25 protein-coding genes are annotated in these 22,640 nt (G+C 38.8%); 16 read left to right on the forward strand and 9 right to left on the reverse strand.

Annotation, left to right across the window (positions count from 1 at the left end; genetic code table 11):
• Positions 1 to 150 precede the first annotated feature (150 nt).
• Positions 151 to 1,851 carry a M3 family oligoendopeptidase gene (locus tag BMW30_RS07925; protein ID WP_091475573.1) on the reverse strand — a complete coding sequence of 567 codons (1,701 nt, stop codon included), beginning with the start codon at positions 1,849 to 1,851 and terminating at the stop codon, positions 151 to 153.
• Between the two features lie 164 nt (positions 1,852 to 2,015).
• Here BMW30_RS07925 and BMW30_RS07930 point away from each other — a divergent pair, with 164 nt between their 5' ends.
• From BMW30_RS07930 to BMW30_RS07940, 3 genes are all read left to right on the forward strand, one after another.
• Positions 2,016 to 3,443, forward strand: a complete 1,428-nt coding sequence (locus BMW30_RS07930) for a phosphate--AMP phosphotransferase (RefSeq protein ID WP_091475575.1) — start codon at positions 2,016 to 2,018, stop codon at positions 3,441 to 3,443.
• Positions 3,444 to 3,476: 33 nt separating this feature from the next.
• Positions 3,477 to 5,042: a hypothetical protein gene (locus BMW30_RS07935; RefSeq protein ID WP_091475578.1), complete on the forward strand. Its 1,566-nt coding sequence runs from the start codon at positions 3,477 to 3,479 to the stop codon at positions 5,040 to 5,042.
• Positions 5,043 to 5,218: 176 nt separating this feature from the next.
• Positions 5,219 to 6,016, forward strand: coding sequence for a CPBP family intramembrane glutamic endopeptidase (locus tag BMW30_RS07940; protein ID WP_143249008.1), 798 nt, complete (start codon positions 5,219 to 5,221; stop codon positions 6,014 to 6,016).
• A gap of 75 nt (positions 6,017 to 6,091) precedes the next feature.
• On the opposite strand, the gene BMW30_RS07945 is transcribed toward BMW30_RS07940, so the two are convergent.
• From BMW30_RS07945 to BMW30_RS10870, 6 genes are all read right to left on the reverse strand, one after another.
• Positions 6,092 to 6,322 (reverse strand): hypothetical protein, encoded by a 231-nt coding sequence (locus BMW30_RS07945; protein WP_091475583.1) that lies wholly within the window; start codon positions 6,320 to 6,322, stop codon positions 6,092 to 6,094.
• Between the two features lie 10 nt (positions 6,323 to 6,332).
• Positions 6,333 to 6,527 (reverse strand): hypothetical protein, encoded by a 195-nt coding sequence (locus BMW30_RS07950; protein WP_091475586.1) that lies wholly within the window; start codon positions 6,525 to 6,527, stop codon positions 6,333 to 6,335.
• Between the two features lie 4 nt (positions 6,528 to 6,531).
• Positions 6,532 to 6,816: a hypothetical protein gene (locus BMW30_RS07955; protein WP_091475589.1), complete on the reverse strand. Its 285-nt coding sequence runs from the start codon at positions 6,814 to 6,816 to the stop codon at positions 6,532 to 6,534.
• Positions 6,813 to 7,634, reverse strand: coding sequence for a CBS domain-containing protein (locus BMW30_RS07960; RefSeq protein ID WP_091475592.1), 822 nt, complete (start codon positions 7,632 to 7,634; stop codon positions 6,813 to 6,815). Before BMW30_RS07960 ends, BMW30_RS07955 begins: the two co-directional genes overlap by 4 nt.
• Before the next feature lie 54 nt (positions 7,635 to 7,688).
• Complete coding sequence (locus tag BMW30_RS07965) at positions 7,689 to 7,910, reverse strand: hypothetical protein (RefSeq protein WP_091475595.1); 222 nt, start codon at positions 7,908 to 7,910, stop codon at positions 7,689 to 7,691.
• A 119-nt stretch (positions 7,911 to 8,029) separates the two neighbouring features.
• Positions 8,030 to 8,275: a hypothetical protein gene (locus BMW30_RS10870; protein WP_143249009.1), complete on the reverse strand. Its 246-nt coding sequence runs from the start codon at positions 8,273 to 8,275 to the stop codon at positions 8,030 to 8,032.
• Between the two features lie 72 nt (positions 8,276 to 8,347).
• Here BMW30_RS10870 and BMW30_RS07970 point away from each other — a divergent pair, with 72 nt between their 5' ends.
• The 4 genes from BMW30_RS07970 (at position 8,348) to BMW30_RS07985 (ending at position 11,273) form a co-directional block, all read left to right on the forward strand.
• Entirely contained in the window at positions 8,348 to 8,692 is a 345-nt protein-coding gene (locus BMW30_RS07970; protein WP_281242153.1) for a Cna B-type domain-containing protein, read from the forward strand.
• Entirely contained in the window at positions 8,661 to 9,134 is a 474-nt protein-coding gene (locus BMW30_RS07975) for a Cna B-type domain-containing protein (protein ID WP_091475600.1), read from the forward strand. Before BMW30_RS07970 ends, BMW30_RS07975 begins: the two co-directional genes overlap by 32 nt.
• Before the next feature lie 20 nt (positions 9,135 to 9,154).
• Positions 9,155 to 9,697, forward strand: coding sequence for a YdcF family protein (locus BMW30_RS07980; protein ID WP_091475602.1), 543 nt, complete (start codon positions 9,155 to 9,157; stop codon positions 9,695 to 9,697).
• 250 nt (positions 9,698 to 9,947) lie between these two features.
• A complete protein-coding gene (locus tag BMW30_RS07985) occupies positions 9,948 to 11,273 on the forward strand; it encodes a hypothetical protein (protein ID WP_091475605.1) in 1,326 nt (441 codons plus the stop codon).
• A gap of 152 nt (positions 11,274 to 11,425) precedes the next feature.
• Here BMW30_RS07985 and BMW30_RS07990 read toward each other — a convergent pair whose 3' ends face one another.
• Positions 11,426 to 11,869, reverse strand: coding sequence for a hypothetical protein (locus tag BMW30_RS07990; protein WP_091475607.1), 444 nt, complete (start codon positions 11,867 to 11,869; stop codon positions 11,426 to 11,428).
• 181 nt (positions 11,870 to 12,050) lie between these two features.
• Between BMW30_RS07990 and BMW30_RS07995 the strand changes: the two genes are divergently transcribed.
• The 7 genes from BMW30_RS07995 to BMW30_RS08025 are packed head-to-tail and all read left to right on the forward strand — an operon-like array spanning position 12,051 to position 19,484.
• Complete coding sequence (locus BMW30_RS07995) at positions 12,051 to 13,280, forward strand: hypothetical protein (protein ID WP_091475610.1); 1,230 nt, start codon at positions 12,051 to 12,053, stop codon at positions 13,278 to 13,280.
• Positions 13,281 to 14,453: a hypothetical protein gene (locus BMW30_RS08000; RefSeq protein WP_091475614.1), complete on the forward strand. Its 1,173-nt coding sequence runs from the start codon at positions 13,281 to 13,283 to the stop codon at positions 14,451 to 14,453.
• Complete coding sequence (locus BMW30_RS08005) at positions 14,453 to 15,229, forward strand: hypothetical protein (RefSeq protein WP_091475616.1); 777 nt, start codon at positions 14,453 to 14,455, stop codon at positions 15,227 to 15,229. Before BMW30_RS08000 ends, BMW30_RS08005 begins: the two co-directional genes overlap by 1 nt.
• A 20-nt stretch (positions 15,230 to 15,249) precedes the next feature.
• On the forward strand, positions 15,250 to 16,482 hold the full coding sequence (locus BMW30_RS08010) for a hypothetical protein (protein WP_091475619.1): 1,233 nt from the start codon (positions 15,250 to 15,252) through the stop codon (positions 16,480 to 16,482).
• 2 nt (positions 16,483 to 16,484) lie between these two features.
• Positions 16,485 to 17,657, forward strand: coding sequence for a hypothetical protein (locus BMW30_RS08015; protein ID WP_091475621.1), 1,173 nt, complete (start codon positions 16,485 to 16,487; stop codon positions 17,655 to 17,657).
• Entirely contained in the window at positions 17,657 to 18,700 is a 1,044-nt protein-coding gene (locus BMW30_RS08020) for an ATP-binding cassette domain-containing protein (protein ID WP_091475624.1), read from the forward strand. Before BMW30_RS08015 ends, BMW30_RS08020 begins: the two co-directional genes overlap by 1 nt.
• Positions 18,660 to 19,484 carry a hypothetical protein gene (locus tag BMW30_RS08025; protein ID WP_143249010.1) on the forward strand — a complete coding sequence of 275 codons (825 nt, stop codon included), beginning with the start codon at positions 18,660 to 18,662 and terminating at the stop codon, positions 19,482 to 19,484. Before BMW30_RS08020 ends, BMW30_RS08025 begins: the two co-directional genes overlap by 41 nt.
• A gap of 48 nt (positions 19,485 to 19,532) precedes the next feature.
• Here the strand turns inward: BMW30_RS08025 and BMW30_RS08030 are convergent, their stop codons facing one another.
• Positions 19,533 to 20,102: a CPBP family intramembrane glutamic endopeptidase gene (locus BMW30_RS08030; RefSeq protein ID WP_245705665.1), complete on the reverse strand. Its 570-nt coding sequence runs from the start codon at positions 20,100 to 20,102 to the stop codon at positions 19,533 to 19,535.
• 393 nt (positions 20,103 to 20,495) lie between these two features.
• Here BMW30_RS08030 and groES point away from each other — a divergent pair, with 393 nt between their 5' ends.
• Positions 20,496 to 20,780, forward strand: a complete 285-nt coding sequence (groES, locus tag BMW30_RS08035; RefSeq protein WP_091475635.1) for a co-chaperone GroES — start codon at positions 20,496 to 20,498, stop codon at positions 20,778 to 20,780.
• A gap of 19 nt (positions 20,781 to 20,799) precedes the next feature.
• On the forward strand, positions 20,800 to 22,431 hold the full coding sequence (gene groL / locus BMW30_RS08040; protein ID WP_091475639.1) for a chaperonin GroEL: 1,632 nt from the start codon (positions 20,800 to 20,802) through the stop codon (positions 22,429 to 22,431).
• The last annotated feature ends 209 nt before the right edge of the window (positions 22,432 to 22,640 follow it).

A 22,640-nucleotide genomic window follows, 5' to 3' on the forward strand; every position in this document is an offset into this window, starting at 1 on the left:
ATGAAGCTCGCTCACTGGAACACAAATGGATTTACGCGTCAATGAGACTCGTTCACGGACACACAGATTGATTTTACATCTCCAAAACACAAAAATACCCCAAAAGTCACTCAACTTTTGGGGTTCACTTTCAATCAAACAATCAATATCCTACAAAGCCTTATCATCAATTGAATCTAAGTAGCGCTCGGCTTCTTCAACGACTGCTTTCAAGCTGCCTTCTTCAAATGGGCTCTTCAAGTTTGCTTCTGCAACTAACTCAGTGAATGCTTTTGATCCACCTAAACTACACAAATGTAGGTAGTCTTTCCAAGCGCCATCGAAGTCTTCTTTTGATTTTTTCCAGAACTGCAACGCACAAACTTGAGCTAGCGTGTAATCTATATAATAGAATGGTGCGCCAAACACATGGCCTTGACGGTGCCAGAATGCGCCATGGATCACTGGTTCGATGCCATCATAGTTACGGTGCGGTAAGTATTTACGCTCGAGTTCTTGCCAAGCTTCTCTACGTTCTGCTGCTGTGAACTGTGGGTTCTCATAGACGATATGTTGGAACTCATCAATCGCAACACCATATGGTAAGAACTGAATGTTATCTGCCAAATGTGCATAGAAGAATTTATCTGTGCCTTCTTCAAAGAACAAGTTCATCCAGTCATATGTGAAGTACTCCATACTCATCGAGTGGATCTCACATGATTCATATGTCGGGAAGATATATTCAGGTACCGGTGTCTCACGTGACATATACGTTTGGAACGCGTGACCTGCCTCGTGTGTCAATACGGTGATATCATCTAAAGTACCATTGAAGTTACTGAAAATAAACGGCGCTTTATAGTTTGAAATGAATGTACAATAACCGCCGCCTTCTTTACCTTTTTTCGCTTCAACATCAAACAGGTTTCTCTCACGCATAAACTGATAAAACTCATCCGTTTCTGGTGATAGTTCCTTATACATTGTTTCCCCGTGTTTTAAAATCTCTTCCGCATTGCCTTTCGGAGTCGCGTTACCTGTTTTAAAGTCGAATGCTTCGTCATAAGAATACAATGTTTCAACACCGATTCTTTCGCGCTGTTTTTCTCTTAATTTCGTTGCAAGTGGCACGACGTATTCCTCAACTTGTTTTCTGAACTTCTCGACCATTTTACGATCATAGTCGATACGGCTCATGCGGAAGTATCCAAGTTCGACAAAGTCTTTATAACCGAGTTCTTTAGCAATCTCATCACGCACTTGTACTAAGTCACCGTATATTTTATCGATTTTTTTCATATTTTCTTTATAAAAACCATTCGATGCGATTGATGCTTTGCGACGCATTTCTCTATCCTGGTGTTGCATGTACGGACCAAACTCAGATAAGTTCAATGTTTTTCCATCAAACTCTATTTCAGCAGATGCAAGTAGTTTAGAGTACTCTGTCGATAGCTTATTTTCTTTTTTCAATAAATCACCGACTTTAGGGTCAAATGATTTCATTGAGAATTCAGCAAGTTTAAACAACTGTTTGCCATACTTTTTTTCTAGTTCATCTCTAAATTTAGAGTTAGAAATTGCTTTGTAATATTTGTTAATCATCTCTTGAATGGTTGGAGCGTTTTCATCATAGAATGTACGCTCACCATCATAGTATTCATCTTTCGTATCAACCGATGCACGTATAGATGAAAGTGTCATTGCTGTATGGATGTCATTTGTGATTGCATTAAACTGTTCAATGATTTCACTTTGTGTTTCTACAGAATCCGCCTCATTAAATTGAACGAGCAATGCATCGACGTCTGCCGCTGCTTTTTCTAAATCGGGGCGTTCATATTTCATATCTTCGAACTTAACAGTCATTGTATAGCCTCCTCAATAAATTTAATTTCATTATATCATTTAAAAATTCTGAAAATACAGTCAAAACGGTAAGAATAAATTAACAAATTGAAGAATACTTATAAACGATTCAAAATTTCTGCTAAACTATATACAATAAGTAATTAAATGACTGGAGTGAATCTATGATTGATCTAGATAAAGATTTCGAAATGAAAATGGGACACTTATCAAGACGCACACATGAATTAGAAATACCGGTTATGATTATCATTGAAGGGGCGCTCGCATCTGGTAAATCACGTTTAGCCAATGCACTCTATATGACGTTGGATGCAAAATATACAGATTTCTTCGCAACGCATCCACCGATGGAAGTCGATAAGCGTTATCCGTTTCTTTATCCGTTTTGGAAAGCATTGCCGAAAAATGGGGATATTAATATTCACTTTAGAAGTTGGTATGCGCATTTGATTGATTATGAAGCGCAAGGGATAAAAGACAATATCCGCGTGGATTACAAATATATTCGCGATGATATTTACAATTTTGAAAAGACACTGATTGATCGAGGATATGAAATTATTAAGTTTTATGTCCATGCAGATGATGACGTGAAGAAAGAACATTTAAAAGCGCTCGAGGAAAATCCAGCGAGTCAGTGGAAAGCGGAAGAGTTCCAGGAACGCATGGATAACGTCAATTATGAAAAGGAAATGGAAATCTTTTTAGAAAATCCAACACCTTCACCCTGGACGATACTCGACTTCAAAGATGAACAATCTTCTGTAGAGTCGCTGTTTGAAACGATTTTCGATCGACTTGAACGATGTATCGAGCATCGTGAGAAAAAGAAGAAACCGAACGTTGATGGTGAATTCATTGAAAACTATAAACCAACGCTCTTCAACTTCGACTTCGATAAGGAATCGCTCGACAAAGATGATTACAAAGACAAATTAGAACCACTTCAAATGCGTATGAGAGAAATTCAATTTAAATTGTATGAAAAGAAGATGCCACTGCTCCTCGTCTATGAAGGTATGGATGCAGCAGGTAAGGGTGGTAACATTAAGCGGACGCGCATGTTTTTAGACCCGACGGGCTATACGATCAATGCCGTGTCAGCACCGACGGAAATAGAACTTGCACATCATTATTTATGGCGGTTCTATATCGATGTACCGAGAAGTGGGCATATTTCATTCTTCGATCGCAGTTGGTATGGACGTGTACTTGTTGAACGCATCGAAGGGTTTGCGACAAACAAGGAATGGAAAGAAGCGTACCAGGAAATAAACAACTTTGAGAAATCACTCGTCCATTCAGGTGCCATCATCGTTAAAATCTTTTTATCTTTAGATAAGGATGAACAGCTTGAGCGTTTTAAAGATCGCGAAAAGGATCCAGATAAAGAATGGAAACTGACGGACGAAGACTGGCGTAATCGTGATAAATGGGATCAATACATTCAAGCATCAGAAGAAATGATTTTTAATACAAACACGAGCGAAGCACCATGGTATGTCATTCCAGGTAATAACAAGCGATATGCACGCGTCGAAGCACTAAAGCGCATCGTAGAATTTTGCGAACGCCGTTTAGAAGAATAAGACATAAATAAAGATAATCATCTGGAGGCACATATGAAAAAATTACTCTGTTTCGCTGGCTTCGGTTTACTAATATCTTCATCCGTGTATGCGCAAGATACAGAACTACTAGAAGATTTCGATTCAAGGTTCTATAAAACGGCAGAACTCGTCGAGCAACTCAGTGATGTAGAACAAACAGATATCGAACTTTCAGAGATACTCGCACCACGAGACGAAGTTACGTCTTATTACTTTGAATTTTTAAGCCAGTTTACGTCCTATGACAGTGTGGAGGAATTTGAACAACCACTCGAAACGACAGGTATTATCGTCGAAGATGGTGACACGTTAGAAATCATTGAGGGTCAAGGCACACCAGAAAACTTGGAGCCGGTTAGATATGGTGATGCAGCAGAAGGTGTTGCTATCGAATATACACAGGGAACGGAAAGTTATATCGACTTACAAGACTACGGTTTGACGACAGAAGATTTAATTTTACATCGTTATGATGTGTTGCATGACCTGATCACTGCACAAGAAGAATCATTCACCAGTTATGAAACAGATACACATTATGTACTAGAGAATGTGACTGAAGATGCTGATTTTGGTTCGTCACTCGATAATATCCGTTCAATATACCTACAAGATTTTGAAGCATTGAACTATAACTATGGACTGATCATCACAATCGATAAAGAAACAGGCTACATTGAAGAATCAATTATACTGACAAGTGCAGACATACCAGAAATAGACGGGGGGATCGTGTCTGAACTATATGCGAAGTATGATCGATATAATGAAGTCGAATCCATTTATGATGACGGTGACTATGCTGAAGTAATCGAGATTGTACAAGCGAACTTATCGAATGTTTTACAAAATTTCTTTGAAGATAATCCAGGCCATTCATCATACATCGGTGAAATTCTATATGAAACAGAAGGATTCATAGAATCTGATGTCGATGCAAATGAACTGTTAGATGAACTCGATACACTGGAGCGCTATGAGTTTATAGTTGCGAATAATCTCGTTTACAGAGATATGGAAAATATGCAAATAACGTCAGCCAGTGACCAATCAATACAGGGCTACATTGCAGAAGAAGATGACTTTTTATCTGTGCAGGCATTTAGAGTCGATCAATCAGGTAACCAAGTGTTGTATCGATATGGAAACACAGAACAGGATGTCGTGTGGTTGAACGATAGCATGACAGAAGGTGTGTTCCAAGATACGAGTCAGTATGGCGTGGAAGAAGTGATGTACTTTAGATATGACGTACTGCATGAAGCGTTGTCATCGGTCGATGGGTTAGTTGTGCATGAAACAGATGAAAATTATTATTTGAGTTTGGAAAATGATGCGCAATTAGAAGATGTGTTCAACACGTTGCAGTATACAGTTAATGACGGATTTATAGAAGGTACAGATAGCTACGGTATCGTCACAATGATCAATAAGGAAACGAACTATATTACAGATACGATCTTGTATAGAAAGATGGATGCCGTTGATGGGGATAACGTCACATTTTTAGAAGTCATGTCAGGATATAGAGAGAACACAGATTTTGAAGACACGATAGAAATTGAAGAACTTGAGTAAATAATATATGGAACAATGTTATTCCTTTGTATATAATCATTTCAAAGGGAATTCACTCTTTAAAATTTAATACATGATGAGAGGTAAACGTGACAAATAAGCAGCTGATCAAAAAAAGATATAATTGGCTTATCTACTGTGGATTAATACTAATTTTAATTGCGGCAGCCTGGATTATGATTCAAAATAACGGGATGATTGAATTCAGTGCAGATCATGATATCACAGTGCCTTTTTGGCATAACTGGGTGATCTATGGCGCATTATTGTTATTGATCCTATTCTTACCCGGAAGTTCTTCAGGCAATAATCCATTAAGCAATAAGAACAGAAAAGTGTTGGTTAGGCAATCTACCATATTAACAACACTTGCACTTCTGCTCTTCATCGGATTGCTTTTGGTACCCAAAGCGGACGTATTCTCATACTTCCCTTTATTTAAAATAGTCCTGTTGCTAATCGCTCCGATTGTGATGTTTTTCATTTATAGGCAAAAACGATTAAAGACCGAACGGTTATTAAACCACAGCTATTTAAAAGATAATCAGTGGTTATATCCTTCAATTATCACAATCATGTGGATTGCTTTATATTACTTTAGTCCATTTTCTAGTCCAGAAGTGCCAGGATACGAGATCGAATGGAATGTATTATTCATCGGTGCATTGGTTTCATTTCTAATAAATAGTGTATTGGAAGAAGTGTTTTACAGAGTTTGGCTACAAACAAGGCTAGAAGTATTGCTTGGTACATGGCCAGCAATTATGGTGACGTCAATACTCTGGGCAGTTTGGCATATGGCAATCCAAGGTGGAGAGTCAGCAGATATTGCATTCTCAAATGTCATCGTTAACCAAGGTGTTACTGGATTATTTCTAGGGTTCTTATGGGCGAAGTACAGAAATGTATGGGTACTCATCATCATTCACGGGTTAATGAATTTCCCGTTAGAGGTTATTACCGAGTTATTCTAAAGTAGAAAAATGAGTTTAAATTATATTTAATTAAAAAGGTGAGCCGTCACAAGACAGCTCACCTTTTCATTTCTCTCAATTATCTCTACCTTTTCTCACTTGCTCAATTATCTTATAGATGATTACACCCACAATGACTAACAGTAAAACAAACGCAGTATACTCTACAATTGTCCCAACCATATCTACTTGCCAATATTGACCGTTGAGAACGTAGACAACGAGCAAGATAAAATACGCAATAAATATTGAATCAATAAACAATCGATTTTTCGTACGCTTTCTCTTTGGACGAATGATACTCATAATAGTCACCTTATTTCTTAAACTTATCCCATAGCATATAAACCGCATAGCCAAATATAGAGATGACCATCACAATAAACAAAATATTGATCACATCTAGTAACTGCGCGTTCTCTAGCCATTGATCATTCAGAACTTGTAAAATCAACAGCACGAGTATAACACCTGCTAACACCAACGGAAAAACTCTCTTTTGTCCATCCATACAGTTACACCTTAGGCGGCAAGTCGTCGTCATCTTCACGCACTTTGCCGTCTACATCTTCTTTTACAGGTTTTACAATCTCGCCATCAGGATTCACTTTGTTACCTTCTTTGTCATACTGTTTTCTCGCATCAAAGTAGAGCAGGATTAAAGCAGCAAACGAAATCAAAAATGCCCAGTTTAAAATGACGGCAACACCTTCAAATGGATTAAAGAAAAAGTTTGCAATCCACAGTATTAAAATTATTACGATGTATTTAAAATAAGTCTTTTGCACCGGGTTCATCATTTCTGCTCACGACCTTCCTCAATACTTTGTTTCTCAGCACCGTTATAGCTATCCAACGTTTGGACCAATTTCGGTATATCATAATTTGTAAATAAGCCTCTCATCTCATCTCTTTTAATGTGCTGCTCGTTTTTGGATTTACTGATTAACACATAGCGCGATTCTTTTTTATCGATATTATAGTACATCTTATTTAATACTTCATATAATGGTACATTCTCATTCAAAATAATAAATGCTTGCGCGTTCGCATCAAATTCCTCCAACACTTCAGCAACATCATGCGTCTCTAAATCAATCTTACCCGCGCCGACTTGGCTCGCTATAAAATGCGTCAAGCCATTTTCTGTAACAATACCAACTAATTGTTGCCCATCAAACACAGGGAACTGAGAAAAACCAGTAGAATTAATTTTATTCATCACATCAGTCAAAGTATCCGTCGGTTTCACACTGACAATCTTTGGCCGTTTATTTTCTTTAAAATACTGACTCACAGAAATCGGTTTAACAATAGAATCAATAATCTCACCTAAAATATCCATCGTTAAATCAGAAGGTTCTGCAATGTTATAAAACTCTTCGGTCTGTCTATGAATAATCGTATTGCGAAAATTATTAATCAGATCCAGCTTTGTTCTAAAACTCGATAAAAAAGGCAGTTCACGCTTCGGTTTACTCTGTCCAAGAATGCTGATTAAATCGTGAAAACTCACGTGGTTTTTTCCAGAACCTTCTATATACTTGTCTAACTTGTCTTTCAAGATTTCATGAACCTCATTGTATTGTCGGATGAACTCATATTGTCTGCTCGACATCTTGTCCTCGTTCACACGTGATCAATCCCCTCAAAACGACTTTCTTCTATTGTATCACTCGTTTATAAAGTATGCCTTAATTACTGAGTAAACTGTTACCGATAAAAAGATCACGGTAAACAATGAAAAAACAATCCACATAATCGTCTGCACAATGCTGTCTGACATAAAGTTTGAGATCACAATCGCAACAATAATAGAGATGATTGTTCCAATACCAAATAAAAACGCGCGAAATTTGTAACTGACTGTATCTGGCCATTTTGGGATCAACATCAATTAGCCTCCTCGATTATCTTAATTATTACTTATCTATACCTTTTAAATGGATAGAATAACATTTTCGATATAATTGATGCCCGTTTTACGGAATTTAAAATCTATCAGATTGCATATTAATTGTTCCTTCTAAACAGCCAGCTGAAGTCAGGATTTTTACGTATATAGATCAGCACAGTAACCATGACAATCAATTCTGCAAGTGGGATGGACAGCCATACGCCGTTCACACCCAAGAACTGAGGCAGTATGAGTATGAAAATCATCATGAAGATGATTTCACGGGATGCAGTAATCCATGTCGCCATGCGGATTTGTGAGATGGACTGGAAATAACTCATCATGACAAAGTTGATACCCATGAACAGATACGCAATGAAGAATATGCGGACATAGTTGTTACAAACAGTTACACGCCACTTGAAACAACAGCGATAGTAACGAAAGTTTGGGATGACGCTGATAACCAGGATGGTATCCGTTCTGAAACGGTTGAAGCACAGTTAACAGGAAACGGTGAAGAAATCGGCGAACCGGTAACATTATCAGAAGAGAATAAATGGACAAACACTTGGAACGAACTTCGTGTAAATGAAGCAGGTGAAGCAATTACGTACTCAGTTCTGGAAGTCAATGTGCTAGAAAGCTACACATCAGAGATAGATGATGCAGATCATGGTGACATGATTGTGACGAACTGCTACACACCATCAACAATTGATATTCCTGTCATTAAAGTATGGGAAGATGCAGATAACAAGATGGGAAGATGCAGATAACAAGGATGGTAATCGTCCGGAGAGTGTCGAAGTTCAATTGATAGCTGATGGCGAAACACTTGGAGAACCAGTGACATTATCGACAGATAACAACTGGACAAACACTTGGAACAAACTTCCGTTAAATAATGACGGAGAAGCAATTGTTTACTCAGTCGTGGAAGTTGACGTACCACAAGGTTATACATCATCAGTAAACGATGAAAACCATGGCAACATCATCGTCAAGAACAGCTCAGACCCTAGAGTAAGTGTGGGAGACTACGTATGGATTGATGAGAACCGAGATGGTTTACAAGATGAGACAGATACACCACTTGAAGGTGTAGACTTAAAATCACAGATGGGGAAGGCAACCCTATTACAGATGTCTTCGGTAACCCGGTCGGACCGACAACAACTGATAAGAATGGATTCTATACATTTGATAACTTACCAGTAATCGTAATACTCACTTTTGGCATGTCTGTTCTGTATGACAGTTTGAATCTCACATACGAAGATTCTCCTAGAGAAGCGGACGTCATAGTAATGCTCGGTGGGGGAAACGAAGATAGAATTACGAAGGCTGCTGAATTATATCATGATGGCTATGCCGATTATGTAATGATTACACCGCTCAGTGATAATCCGCTTCATTATCAGAGTGTAGAAGATGCAGTTCGTCATGGCATATCCGAGCGCCAATTAATACATGAGTACGATGCGACCAGCACATATACTAACGCAACAAGAACTGCCGATAAAATGCGCGAACACGGTTTCACATCCGCCCTTATTGTAACAAGCGATTACCACATGAAACGCTCCAAACTCATTTTTGACAGGGTCAATGACGGGTCTTTCGAATTTACATACATACCAGCACTCAGCACTGAAGGCGAGCGCTGGATTGAGAGAGATTATGCGTTACGGATTTGGGCGAGCGAGTTTGTCAAGATGTGGGGGTACCGCTTCGGGTTGTACAAATTTGTGGACATAGACGTGGAACTTTATCAGCCTTAATGCAAATACAAATGACAGAGAAGTAATCGAGAAACTCATTTAAATGGTTTTTGAGACATGGAATTTGCAATAGATAAGAAATAACAGTGCCTAAAGAATTGTGTATCCCTTATTTTAAAAGGATTTAAAGAACTTGTAACAAAATTACTTAATTAAATTTAGATTAAGATTCTACTATAATTCGGTTATTTTTGATTAATTGGACATGTTCAGGGTATCGTTTACCATACTAAAATTAGGTGGTGGCAGTATGAATGCAATACTCATATCTCTATTAGCAGCTTTAATGCTATTAGTTGGTATTGGACAAGCTGGATCAAGTGATGTCAATACAGGGGATAGTGACAATGGAATAGTCGGCACGCCGGATGACGATGATGATTCTGGATCAGACAACGATTCTGGATCAGACAACGGATCAGATAATGACAATGGTTCTGATGACGGAAATGGATCGGATGATGGTGATGACAATGGGTCAGATAACGGTGACGCAGATAATCCACTCGCAAATATTGAAGATTTAATGAACGGTTACTTTGAAGGGCTTAGTGCATACTACGATGATGGAAACGAAGATGTATTTAACTTTTTAGAAAGTGACTCTGGTGATTTATATGATCAGATTGTAGAAAATGCAGAGTCTGGAGAATATGAAGATTTCATCGTCACATATTGGCAAGTGACTAATGTAGACACGCTTCAACAAGGTGTTTATATGGTAACGATGGATAGAGAATATCAATATGGTGACGGTGAAACGATTAGCGATGAAGTGACGTATGCGATCCGTGAAACAGATGGTGAATTAGCAATCATCGATCAAGAACCTGAAGGTAATGATGACGATGATAATGGAGAAGATGATCCATTAGCTGAGATTGAACCAACGATAAACGGATTCTTTGATTCACTTGTTCTATATTATCAAGAAGGTGACGAAGCAGTTTTTGAATACTTGGAAGCGAACTCTGGTGACTTATACAATTCTATATTAGAAAACAGACAGACAAATGAAGAAACTGGAGAATTTGACAATTTAGTATTCACATCATGGCAAGTAACTGACATCGTTTCACCTGAAGGTGGTCTATATAATGTAACAATGGATGTAGAATACCAATATGGTGAAGATCAAACTGTTGTTAGTGATGAAATGACATTTACAATTAGAGACTTTGAAGATGAGTTATTAATTGTAGATATCATTGAATCTGAAAATGGTGATGATGAAGGTGACGATAATCCATTGGCGGATATTGAGCCGCTCATGAATGGTTACTTTGAAGCGCTAAGTGCGTATTACAATGGCGGTAGTGCAGATGTATTTAACTATCTTGAAAATGACACTAGTGATTTATACAACACGATTGTTGAAAATCATGAATCAGGTGAGTTTGAAAACTTCCTAATCACGTATTGGCAAGTTCAAGATGTTGAAACAGTTGAAGAGAATTTATTCCACGTGACGATGGACAGAGAATACCAATTTGGTGATGACCAAGAAGGTGAAGACCAAGTCACTTATGTAATTCGTAACACAGATGATGGTTTAATTATTGTAGAGCAAGAATAGTAAATTAGTTGAACATTTAAGGGGTACATCTAAACGGTTGTTGTTTAGTGGTACCTCTTTTTCTATTATCTTTAAATTTTGTTATCTCTAAATTTGATTCACTCTATTACTTTAATAATTGTTATATCTAATGATTGTATTTTGTTAATACTCTACAACGTCTGCATGTACGTAAGAGTAAAGTAGCCACCAAGATATACACCAAATGCGGTGATGACGAGGACTGCTTCGATGATTTTTTCTTTACGGTTTTTAAATGTAATGAAGGTATTTAAGAGCAGTAGGAAAATACCCGGTATAAAGTAGAGGACATTGAACTCGATTGTTGCTTCTGGACCACTTGTCATGAACGGGATTAACATATTATAAAACGTTGATTGAAAGGGGGGAATGAAGGAAGATGTAAACATCAGAATCCCTGGAACGACGATGTAGCTGATGACGAATGCAAAGCCAATCATCTGCTTTTTATCTCCACGCAGTAAAAATCCTCTAAGCGGCGTATAGACGAGTAGTTGGATATAGACGGCATTTAATAGTAAGGATGTTACCCCGAGTGCAAGCATATATATTAATACCCCTAGATTCGGCTCCATATCATTTCCCCCTAATTTTCACTTGATTTTATTATATATCAAAAGATTATATGTTTTTTTAAAACTTCGCACAATGGGACATATATCTTGTGTATAATAAAACTAGTGTATTTATTTTTATGAAATATCTGTGAAATTTATTTTGATAATATCGGTAGCTAGGGTAATAAGGGGGATTTACATGTTTCGCGTCGTTTTTAATGAAACAAGAAAGAAGATTGTACGCAATAAGAAAAACAGGTTGCTAGTCGTTTTGACGATTTTAGCGATTTTTATTTATACATTGATCATTATGCCAGGTCAATCGCATCCGACGGAGGTCGACCAGACGACTTTTAATTTACAGATGAACACCGAGATGAATATGGCAGAAGAGCGATTGATTGATGGGACGATTGGTGTAAACCGAATGAGTGGTGTTGATACGTATTTATACTCTAAACAGCGTTATGAAACTTACGATACATATTTACAAGCCATTGAAGACGGAAACGCAAAACTATTTATAGATAATATTGCAAACGTATGGCCGAATCATTTACGAGAGAATTTAGATGATTATGTGTACGATCGTGCGGGTCTGGATTTCAATGCGATTGTCTACGAACGTTCAACACTAACGCGCAATATCTCTTTGATTGCTCTGCACGATAACATCTCCATGCATACTGTACAGGAGAAAACTTCGATTCAGCAACTCTATTCTTTTTTTAAAGGTTACGGTCCATTAATCATATTTTTGGCTACTATTTTTATTGCAAGTGAAATTTTAGTAGTAGATAGAAAACATAAAACATTGAAAGCAGGGCCACCAATCAGTTGGTGGAATTATATATTCTATCAATCCATTTCTACTTATATAATTATTGCAATATTTGCAGCAATTGCTATAACGTTATTCTTTTTTGTGAACGGGATTCTTTACGGTACGGGTCCAGCTGATCTTCTTGTGAATCATTATATTTACAATTCTGAAGGTGGTCTGTCGAGTTTTAGAGGGGACCCTTCACACTTTGAGACGCAGTACGCTTGGATATTTGTATTAAAAGCGGTCGGTCTCGTATTACTCATCATGTTTTTACTCATTCGTTTGAATGCATTATTTAGTTTAATTTTTAGAAATGAAATTTTAGTCATGGTGCTCGGATTTGCGATTGTACTCGTTACAATTATTTACGGTACAGATGGCTCTGGTGAAATTTTAGGATTCCCAGGTTACTTCTTCCCTCAAAACTACTTTGAAGTCGGCAGTGTTATCAGTGGGGAAAGAAATTATTTTGCAACGACGGATATGTATAACTCTGTCACAGGTTCTATCGTTATTGTTTGTACGATTATCGTTGTTGAAATCTTGTTATACATCGCCTCTATTTGGATGAATAGACAGAAGTTCGAAAGGGAGGTGCGCTAGATGAGAATTTTCAAATGGGAAATGTTGAAGATTTTAAGAGATTGGAAAGTAAGAATTTTACTTTTGGCATTGTTGATTTTCTTAGCGACGTTTTCAAGTTTTTATCAGAACCAAAATGTATCGTTGCCACTAGAAAACATTCGTGAGCAATACTCACAAGTTGAAAATGTATATTACGCGACTCCTGAAGCGCACTTAGAGACGGAAGTCGGACAGTACGTGGATGAATTGCTTGCAGAGAACCAATGGTTACTCGGTATGCAGCGCTATATATTAAATCAACGAGATGGGAACACCGTAGAAGGTATGGAAGAATTGGTTGGAAACTATGTTGAGCAAGGGATGCAGATCAACGAAAATATACTGACGCTCCATGCGGTGACTGATTTTGAATCGTATGATTTACTCGTACAGAATTTACCTTCTGTGGAGGAAGCAGAAGCGGAGATGCAGTTCTTAACGTATTTAAGTGAGAACGATGTCGACATTGACTGGAATCCGATGAGTCCAAGTTTGGTATTGTTTGAGTTAATCAATACGGTTGCGGGTATTTTCTTGTTCATTGTTGCTGCTGTCATGGGCGCAGACCGGTTCAGTTTAGACCAAGAACGCAACTGGAGTATTACACAAGGTATTCCATTGTCGTGGCATTTCCAGTGGCGCATGCGGACGTTTATTAACTGGATGTTGATATGGATTGTTTCCATTCTAGGTATTTTGATTTCATATTTCGTAAGTACGACTTATGCGGATACGGGGACGTTGTTATACCCAGTTCAGTTATACGGTCCGACATATGTTGAACATATTAGCGTACTCAGTTACGCCATTGTGGTGACATTGCTGGTGATGGTTTTAAGTTATTTAATTATTAAACTGTCCGTTGGACTGAGTTGGGTATTTAGAAATATTTACTTAACGATTGCAATCGTTGTCGGCGTGTTCTTTATCCCGTATATATTTACAGTTTTACCGGCTGGTAACGGGATGAATCCATTGTTGTATTTACAAATTGAACCGGTGCTCAATGGATTTTGGGATCCGATGTTTGTGAATATTCCACGGATGATCGTTGCGTTTCTACTTATATTCATTATTATCGAAGTGCTGTTCTTCTTCATTTTCAAGTTGATTCCAACGCGAACTGGGAAGCTTGAAAGGAGGAAAAACTAATGAAACTACTTAAGTTTTGTATATTAGCAAGTGCAGTTATGTTAAGTGGTTGTGCGTTTCACGGTATCATGCCAACACAATATGATGGTGAGCCGCTTGAGCGTGATGGTGAAGCAATTGAAGCATATGTAAATGACGGGCAGATAATAAATATAAATGCGGACCGTTATCCATTTATAGAAAGTAATGATTTAACTGGTTTAGCTGAAGTGGAAGGATCTGATGATGATACTGAGGTAATTGAAGCCGGTGAATATACGGTGCCCGATGATTTTGAACCTGGTATTTACCAGCTGGAAATTGGTGGTGATGTGAGCTCTTCTGCAGTCGTCGTCTATGACAGTGATGATGTGCGTGTGTTAGAGACATCGTTGCTCGGACGAAACGGGACGAGTCATGTGATGCTCGATGACGGATATCGTTTAGAGTTTAAAACACGGTTTGGGACTTTGAATGTAACACCGATTGAATCTGAAATGGTTGAAGCGGGTGAAGAGGGTCTTGTTATTCCGCAAGGAATATACATTGTAGGTGAGCATATTGAAGCTGGTGATTATTCTCTGAAAAGTGAAGAGTTACTGGTGATGCGAAATGATGGTGTACCAGAAGTGTTTTGGAATAGTTATGGCGTCACATACGAGCATGTCATGGAGCGCACGATGACAGATGATTACCGTCCGGATGAACTGGCAGAATCAGATTTAGAAGTCATCGTGAACTTATCTGAAGGTGATGTCGTCATAGTTGAGAAGGTATTAAGCATTCTAAAAAACTAACATAGAAAAGAGGGGAAGGCATGTTCCGCTATGTATTTACTGAAACGATGAAACGAACTTGGCGCAACAGAAAATTAAGGCTATTGTTCGTGCTTACGGTTCTTTTGATTTTAGTTTATTGTACGTTAGTTTTACCTAGAACATCGACGAATGCGATATTTGATGCGACTGCGACGGAAGCACAAGTCGAGAATCATTACGGGACGAAAGAGAATCAACTCTCTTCGGGTACTGTACAATTTACACAATTCACAAGTTCGAACACTTACTCACAAGCAAAAAAAGATTTTGAAGAATTGTCACAGCTTCACTACGCCATTCAAGATGGTGACCTTGCGCGAATTATGCAGCTCACAGACCTCGGTATACGTGGTGTTGTCTCTGATGAAGGTGATGTACCGAGTTTATTTCCAGCACGAGAATCGAGTGATTTTGCATTACAGGGGTATTATTATGCTTCATCGAGTACAGAAGACTTGAATACGAATCAAGTCAGCACACACATGTTAGAAGATAAAACAGCAATTCAACAACTGTATCGATTTGTTGAACGTTACTTGCCATTTGCATTTTTGCTCATCACTGCGTTTATAGCGAGTGAAGTGCTCGTGTCGGACCGAAAACATCCGACGATAAAGGCAGGGAAACCGATTGATTGGCGCATGTATATCTTTTACCAATCCGTTGCTGTATTTGTCATCTGTGGACTGTACATGATCGGCACGATGGTGATATACACTGCGGTGAACGGGTTGTTGTTTGGATTTGGTCCGTTAGGTATCGAAATAACAAGCTATGCAATGACGCCGCAGGAAAACACGCTGATCAACACGTACAGGGGTGACATGTCATTCTTTGGCTATCAAAATGGGTGGATTTATGTTGGACTTTCGATGGTGTTCATTCTCGTAATGATGTATGTGCTCATTCGAGTTTCCATGTTGTTTTCTCTTATATTTAGACAAGATATGATCGTGCTTGTTCTATCGATTTTACTTGTCACAGTGTCATCGATTTATTTAGCGGATAGTTCTGCTGGTATTTTTGGCATTGATCCATGGTACTTGCCACATAACTATATTGAAATCGGACGCGTGTTAATGGGTGAAATGAACTATATTGCTTTTACTGATCAATTCACATTCGTTAATGGTTTAATCGCGATGGCATTTACGTTACTTGTCGTTGAAGTGTTGCTATTCGTTACTTCATTTATTATGAACAGACAGCGTTTCGAAAGGCAGGTGCGTTAACGATGAAGCTTGCTAAATGGGATTTTTTAAAGATTATAAGAGATTCAAAATCGCGTGTGTTGTTAATTGGGTTGTTTTTGTTCATCGGATCATTTTCGTATTTTTATCAGCAGAATGAGTTTTTAGATTTATCGGATGAATATTTATCAGAAAGTCACATTTATTTGGATACATTTAATGCATTGACGGATAGTAGTTTAGCGACAGAACAAGGTCAGGAAATCGATCGGCGACTTGCACGAAACCAAACGATCAGTGGGATGCTGGCATTTATTATCGGGCAAGATGAAGGTAATACAGTGCAAGATTTAGAAAGCGTTGTTGGTGACTTTGTCGAACAAAGTATGGAGCTAAATGAAAATGTGCTATTTTTCTATGACCAAACTGACTTTCCGCAATATGATGCACTGATTCGACTCATGCCACCGAGAGAAGTGGCTTTAGAACAATATGAGCTATATGCTTATATGGCAGAGCGCGGCATACAAGTCGATGCAAACCAAGCATCACCAGGCATGGCATTATACAGTTTAATTCAGTTGTTATCCGGCGTGTTCATCATAATCATTGCAGCGGTAATCGGTGCAGACAGTTTTAGTCGGGACCAAGAAAGTAATTGGAGTATTACGCAAGGTCTGCCGGTGACGTGGCATCGTCAGTGGTATACGCGAACAGCGATTCATTGGAGCTTGATGTGGATCGTAATTTTAGTCGGAATCGTCACCTCCTTCTTAATCAGTTTAATCGGGGCAGACTCAACCGCACTAAATTATCCAGTGCCGCTTTATCAAGGGGAGAACGTCGCGTATGTCAGCGTGTTGACGTACACGGTCATCGTCACAATTCTCGTCATGATACTCAGCTACTTAGCACTTAGACTTGCGATTGGTATGAGTTTTATCTTTAGAAATATTTACTTAACGATCGCGCTCGTACTCATGGTGTTCTTTATCCCGTATGCGTTTTTAATCATACCGCCGATGTCGGATGTAAACCCGCTCTTATATTTACAAATCTCACCTGCACTTGAACAGTGGTGGTATCCACTGAATACGCAGTTGTGGCAAATGTTACTTAGCTTTGCTGTACTATTTATTGTAATTGAGCTCGTATTCCTATATGTATTTACACTAATTCCAACACGTATGGGTAAACTTGAAAGGAGAAGAAAATAATGTCATTACAAGTAAAAGATTTAACAATCAGTTATGGTAGCAACGTTGTATTAAAGGATATAAACTTCACGATTCAAGATAATACGATCATCGGTTTGGTCGCTCCAAACGGAACGGGGAAGACGACGTTATTCAATGCGATTATTCGTTTTATCCCGATTAATAAGGGTCAGATTATCGTCGATGGTAAAGTTTACAAAAATACGACGCGAGATGTACGTGCACTGCATAAACTCGTGACATTCTTCCCAGATCAAGCAGAGCTTTATGAAGATTTTACTGGTGTTGAGCATATTCAAATGTACCGTGATATTTGGAATCCTGAAGAGAAAGATGTCCAAAAAATTATCGATCGATTAAATATGGATGGCTACGTCAGAGATAAAGTAAAGACATACTCTTTAGGTATGCGTCAGCGTTTATGCTTTGCGATGATGATTGCAGCCAATACGAAAATCATGTTCATGGATGAGATCATGAACGGTCTTGACCCAGTAAATGTCGAACTCGTCAGCCGTGTATTACAGGAGATTAAAGAAGAAGGTAAAATCATTATTGTTGCCAGCCACTTACTTGGTAACTTGGATGATTACTCAGATGAGATTTACTTTTTAAACAATAAAGATGTGTATTTTAGTTATGATCGTAAGACAAACACACGTGAATTTATTAAGGGTTATGTGTCAAAAGACAAGTTGGAGGCCTTGCAGCCATTGCCAGCCGATACTCTCTATTTAGAAACGGATCGAATATGTATTCCGCTCGATGGTTTTGAGCATGACTATGACCGTTTTGAAGTTGTGGAGCTACTCAGAAGTCTGAGTGATGAAGAAGTATCGATTGGGGTCCTTGGGACACAGGAGCATTACTTACGTATTTATAAAGGAGAGCAATCGTTGGAGCCGGATACTTCTGATGGTGAAGGAGGTCAGACAGATGAGGATGATGAAACAGTCACAGGATATACTGCAGAAGAAAGTGGAACGCGTAAATCACGCAGGCGTGAAGAAACATCAGTTGCTGATTCTGACACTCGTTTCTAGTGTATTTCTGACAGGTTGTCAGTTTTACGGCATTTGGCCACAGTCATATGATGGTATTCCGATAAACAACAATCCGGAAGGCAATGCACTGTTTCATGAAACAGGTGAGCTCACAAACTATAATCAGGAAATGCGTTATCCTTACATGGAAAGTACAGAGATATTATTAGCACCTGATGTGGATAATTCAATTACTGAAGCAGAAGTCGAAGATATGGAAGTCATTACATTTGAGCCAGGGGAGTATATCGTCGGCGAAGATATTGATCCGGGAAGATATATTTCTTTTATGGACTTTGTAGACGGGACAGAGGCTGCTGCAATCATTGTGACGGATAATGACGATGTGCAAATATTAGAGATAAACCTCGAAGGGCAAGCCCATTTGTATTTAAATGAAGGCTACACAGTGGAAGTCGTTTCAAGTCGCAATGAGGTCATGTTCAGACCGATGATTGAAGAAATAGACCGCATAACAAACGATGGTGGATTTGTGATGCAGGGGCATCACATCATCGGTGATACGCTGCCGAGTGGTACGTATTCCCTAGAGTCACTTGAACTATTGTTAATGCGTGCAGATGGTACACCACAAGTGTTTGTGAATACCGCAACGAATCTAGTCGTGCCGTTTTCGATGGGTGATTTGCAAACACTCAGTCCAGAAGATTATGAACGATTGTTTGGTGGAAATGAAGATGAAGAAGAACAACTGTTAGTAGAACTGAATGACGGGGACGTCGTGATTAACGAACGTGGATTATCCATGTCGCTCGTCGAATAAAATTTATTAAAAAAAGACCAATCATTGGATTGGTCTTTTTCGTTGTGTCTAGAATAATACGAGATGACTGATCGCACGGACAAATTGCAACTGACCTTCGAGTTCCTCGAGTGATGGTGCAAACATTTGAACGGTGATGACAAGTGCGTTCATCAACATATGAACCAGTACAGGTACCATGATGCGTCCGGTAATAACATATAGAAAACTAAATGTATAACTCATCCCAAGATATACAATCATATGTGTGAAATCTAAGTGCGCTAAGCTGAATATCAGCCCACTAATCGTGGCTGCTATAAAGAAAGCCACCCATTTTGGGCCCGGTATAATTTCATAAATCTCACCGAAAATCGCACGTCTGAATACAAATTCTTCAATGATTGGACCAAATATTGCAACGATTAAAATCATGTATGGTGCTTGACCAATAATGTCCATAATCTGGGAAGTATTTTCACTCTCAACGGGTTGGTTAAGCAAACTAATATTGATGAAACTCATGATCGCTTGAGCGAACATCGCTAAAAACACACCACCGATGACCCATACGGTTGAAATTCCAATCGACATTTGGTCGCCACGCTCAATGCGGTTTTTATTTGTATGTCGATTCATTAAAACGAAATAAATAATCGTCGCTATCACATAAGCAATGACTTGATAAGGAAGAGTTTTGAGTAATAATTCTTCAATTCCTATCTCAGGATTTTGATATGTAAAATAAACTGCGAAGGGTATACTTGATAGTTGTACTACTATAAATAAAACGATGAAAATCCCACTGTAAACGCGTCTCAAAAGGTGTTTCCTCCTAAATTATACTATTGCTATTTTCACATTAAAAATTTTCTTTATCAAGTGATAACGATTGATGTTGAGCACTAGATGAAACATTAAAATAATTAACCATATCCCTTGCGTTTTTGACCAACTTTGATTAATATAAAAACAGGTTATTATTGCACGAATTAGCGTGCAAATAACAGAAAATTATATGGAGGAATGTTTATGTTAAAACCATTAGGTAATCGTGTCGTTTTAGACATTTCAGAAAAGGAAGAAGTATCAAAAAGTGGTATTATTCTGACTGAATCAGCAAAAGAAAAACCTACACAAGGTGCGGTTGTTGCAGTTGGACCAGGTCGTCTAACTGATGATGGTAGTCGAGTGGCGCCAGAAGTTAAAGAAGGCGACACAGTCGTGTTTGCTCAATATGCAGGTACTGAGGTCAAAGACGGAGAGACAACATATCTTATTCTTACAGAAGATGAAATTTTAGCAGTGATTCAATAACCAGGGGGGAATATTTAACATGACTAAAGAAATTAAATTTGGTGAAGATGCTAGACAATCAATGCTTAGAGGTGTCGATAAACTTGCGAACGCCGTAAAAGTAACACTCGGTCCAAAAGGACGCAACGTCGTATTAGATAAACCTTTTACTGCACCACTTATCACGAATGATGGTGTAACAATTGCAAAAGAAATTGAACTTGAAGATCCATATGAAAACATGGGTGCTAAGCTTGTTCAGGAAGTAGCCAACAAAACAAATGAAATTGCGGGTGACGGTACAACGACTGCGACAGTACTCGCACAAACAATGATTACTGAAGGGTTAAAAAACGTCACAAGTGGCGCAAACCCAGTCGGTATCCGTGAAGGCATTGCGCGCGCAATCGAAGTGGCATTACACGAGCTTGAGAACATTTCAGAAGCAGTAAATACGAAAGAAGAAATTGCACAAGTTGGTTCAATTTCTGCGAACGACCCAGAAATCGGGGCGTTTATTTCAGAAGCGATGGAAAAAGTGGGTAACGACGGCGTTATCACAATTGAAGAGTCTAGAGGTTTGAAGACAGAGTTAGAAGTGGTTGAAGGTATGCAGTTTGACCGTGGTTATTTATCACCTTACATGGTGACAGATTCAGAAAAAATGGTTGCAGACTTAGAAAACCCGTACATCTTAATCACAGATAAAAAGATTTCAAATTTCCAAGATTTATTACCGCTGCTTGAGCAAATCGTTGAGTCAGGACGTCCGATTTTAATCATTGCAGATGACGTGGATGGTGATGCAATGAGCAACATGATCATCAACAAATTGCGTGGAACATTTACAGCAATTGCTGTTAAAGCGCCAGGATTTGGTGACCGCCGTAAAGCGATGCTTGAAGACTTAGCAATTTTAACAGGTGGTCAAGTAATCACAGATGAGTTAGGACTTGAGTTAAAAGAGACGACACTCGATATGCTCGGTCAAGCTGTGAAAGTAAACGTGACGAAAGACGAAACGACAATCGTTGAAGGACAAGGCGACTCAGACTTAATCAACGCACGTGTAGACTTGATTAAAGCACAAATCGAAGAGAGCGATTCTTCATTTGATACAGAAAAATTAAAAGAACGATTGGCGAAATTAGGTCGCGGTGTTGCAGTTATTAGCGTCGGTGCAGCAAGTGAGACAGAATTAAAAGAGCGTAAGTTACGTATTGAAGATGCGTTGAACTCGACACGTGCTGCGGTTGAAGAAGGTATCGTTTCAGGTGGTGGTACTGCATTTGTAAACGTGTATTCTAAAGTTGCAGAAATCGAAGCAGAAGGCGATGTGAAAACAGGTGTTAACATCGTACTGAAAGCATTGGAAGCGCCGGTGAGACAAATTGCAGAAAACGCGGGTGTCGAAGGTGCAGTCATTCTAGAAACACTAAAAGGAAAAGCGATTGGTGAAGGCTACAATGCAGCAACAAATGAATGGGTAAACATGATTGAAGCGGGTATCGTTGACCCGACGAAAGTCACGCGTTCAGCATTGCAAAACGCAGGTTCAGTCTCAGCAATGTTCTTAACGACAGAAGCAGTCGTCGCAGACGTAAGTAAAGATGACGACGGCGGCGGTGCAGGTGGCATGGGCGGCGGCATGGGCATGCCGGGCATGATGTAAGATTTAGTTTTTGAATTTTGAGAAGCGTTCCCTCCGGATGTTTGGTGGAGGGAACGCTTTTTGTGTTGGTTTTATTTTGATTTTATGGATTTTGGTTTGAATTTTGGGTAGCGGATTATTCTGACTGGATTTACGTGTCAATGAGAGTTGCTCACAGACACGCAAATGGATTTGACGGACTATGAGATGTGCTCACGGACTTGCAAATG

Origin of the sequence: Aliicoccus persicus, assembly GCF_900110815.1 — a bacterium.
Taxonomy (GTDB): domain Bacteria; phylum Bacillota; class Bacilli; order Staphylococcales; family Salinicoccaceae; genus Aliicoccus; species Aliicoccus persicus.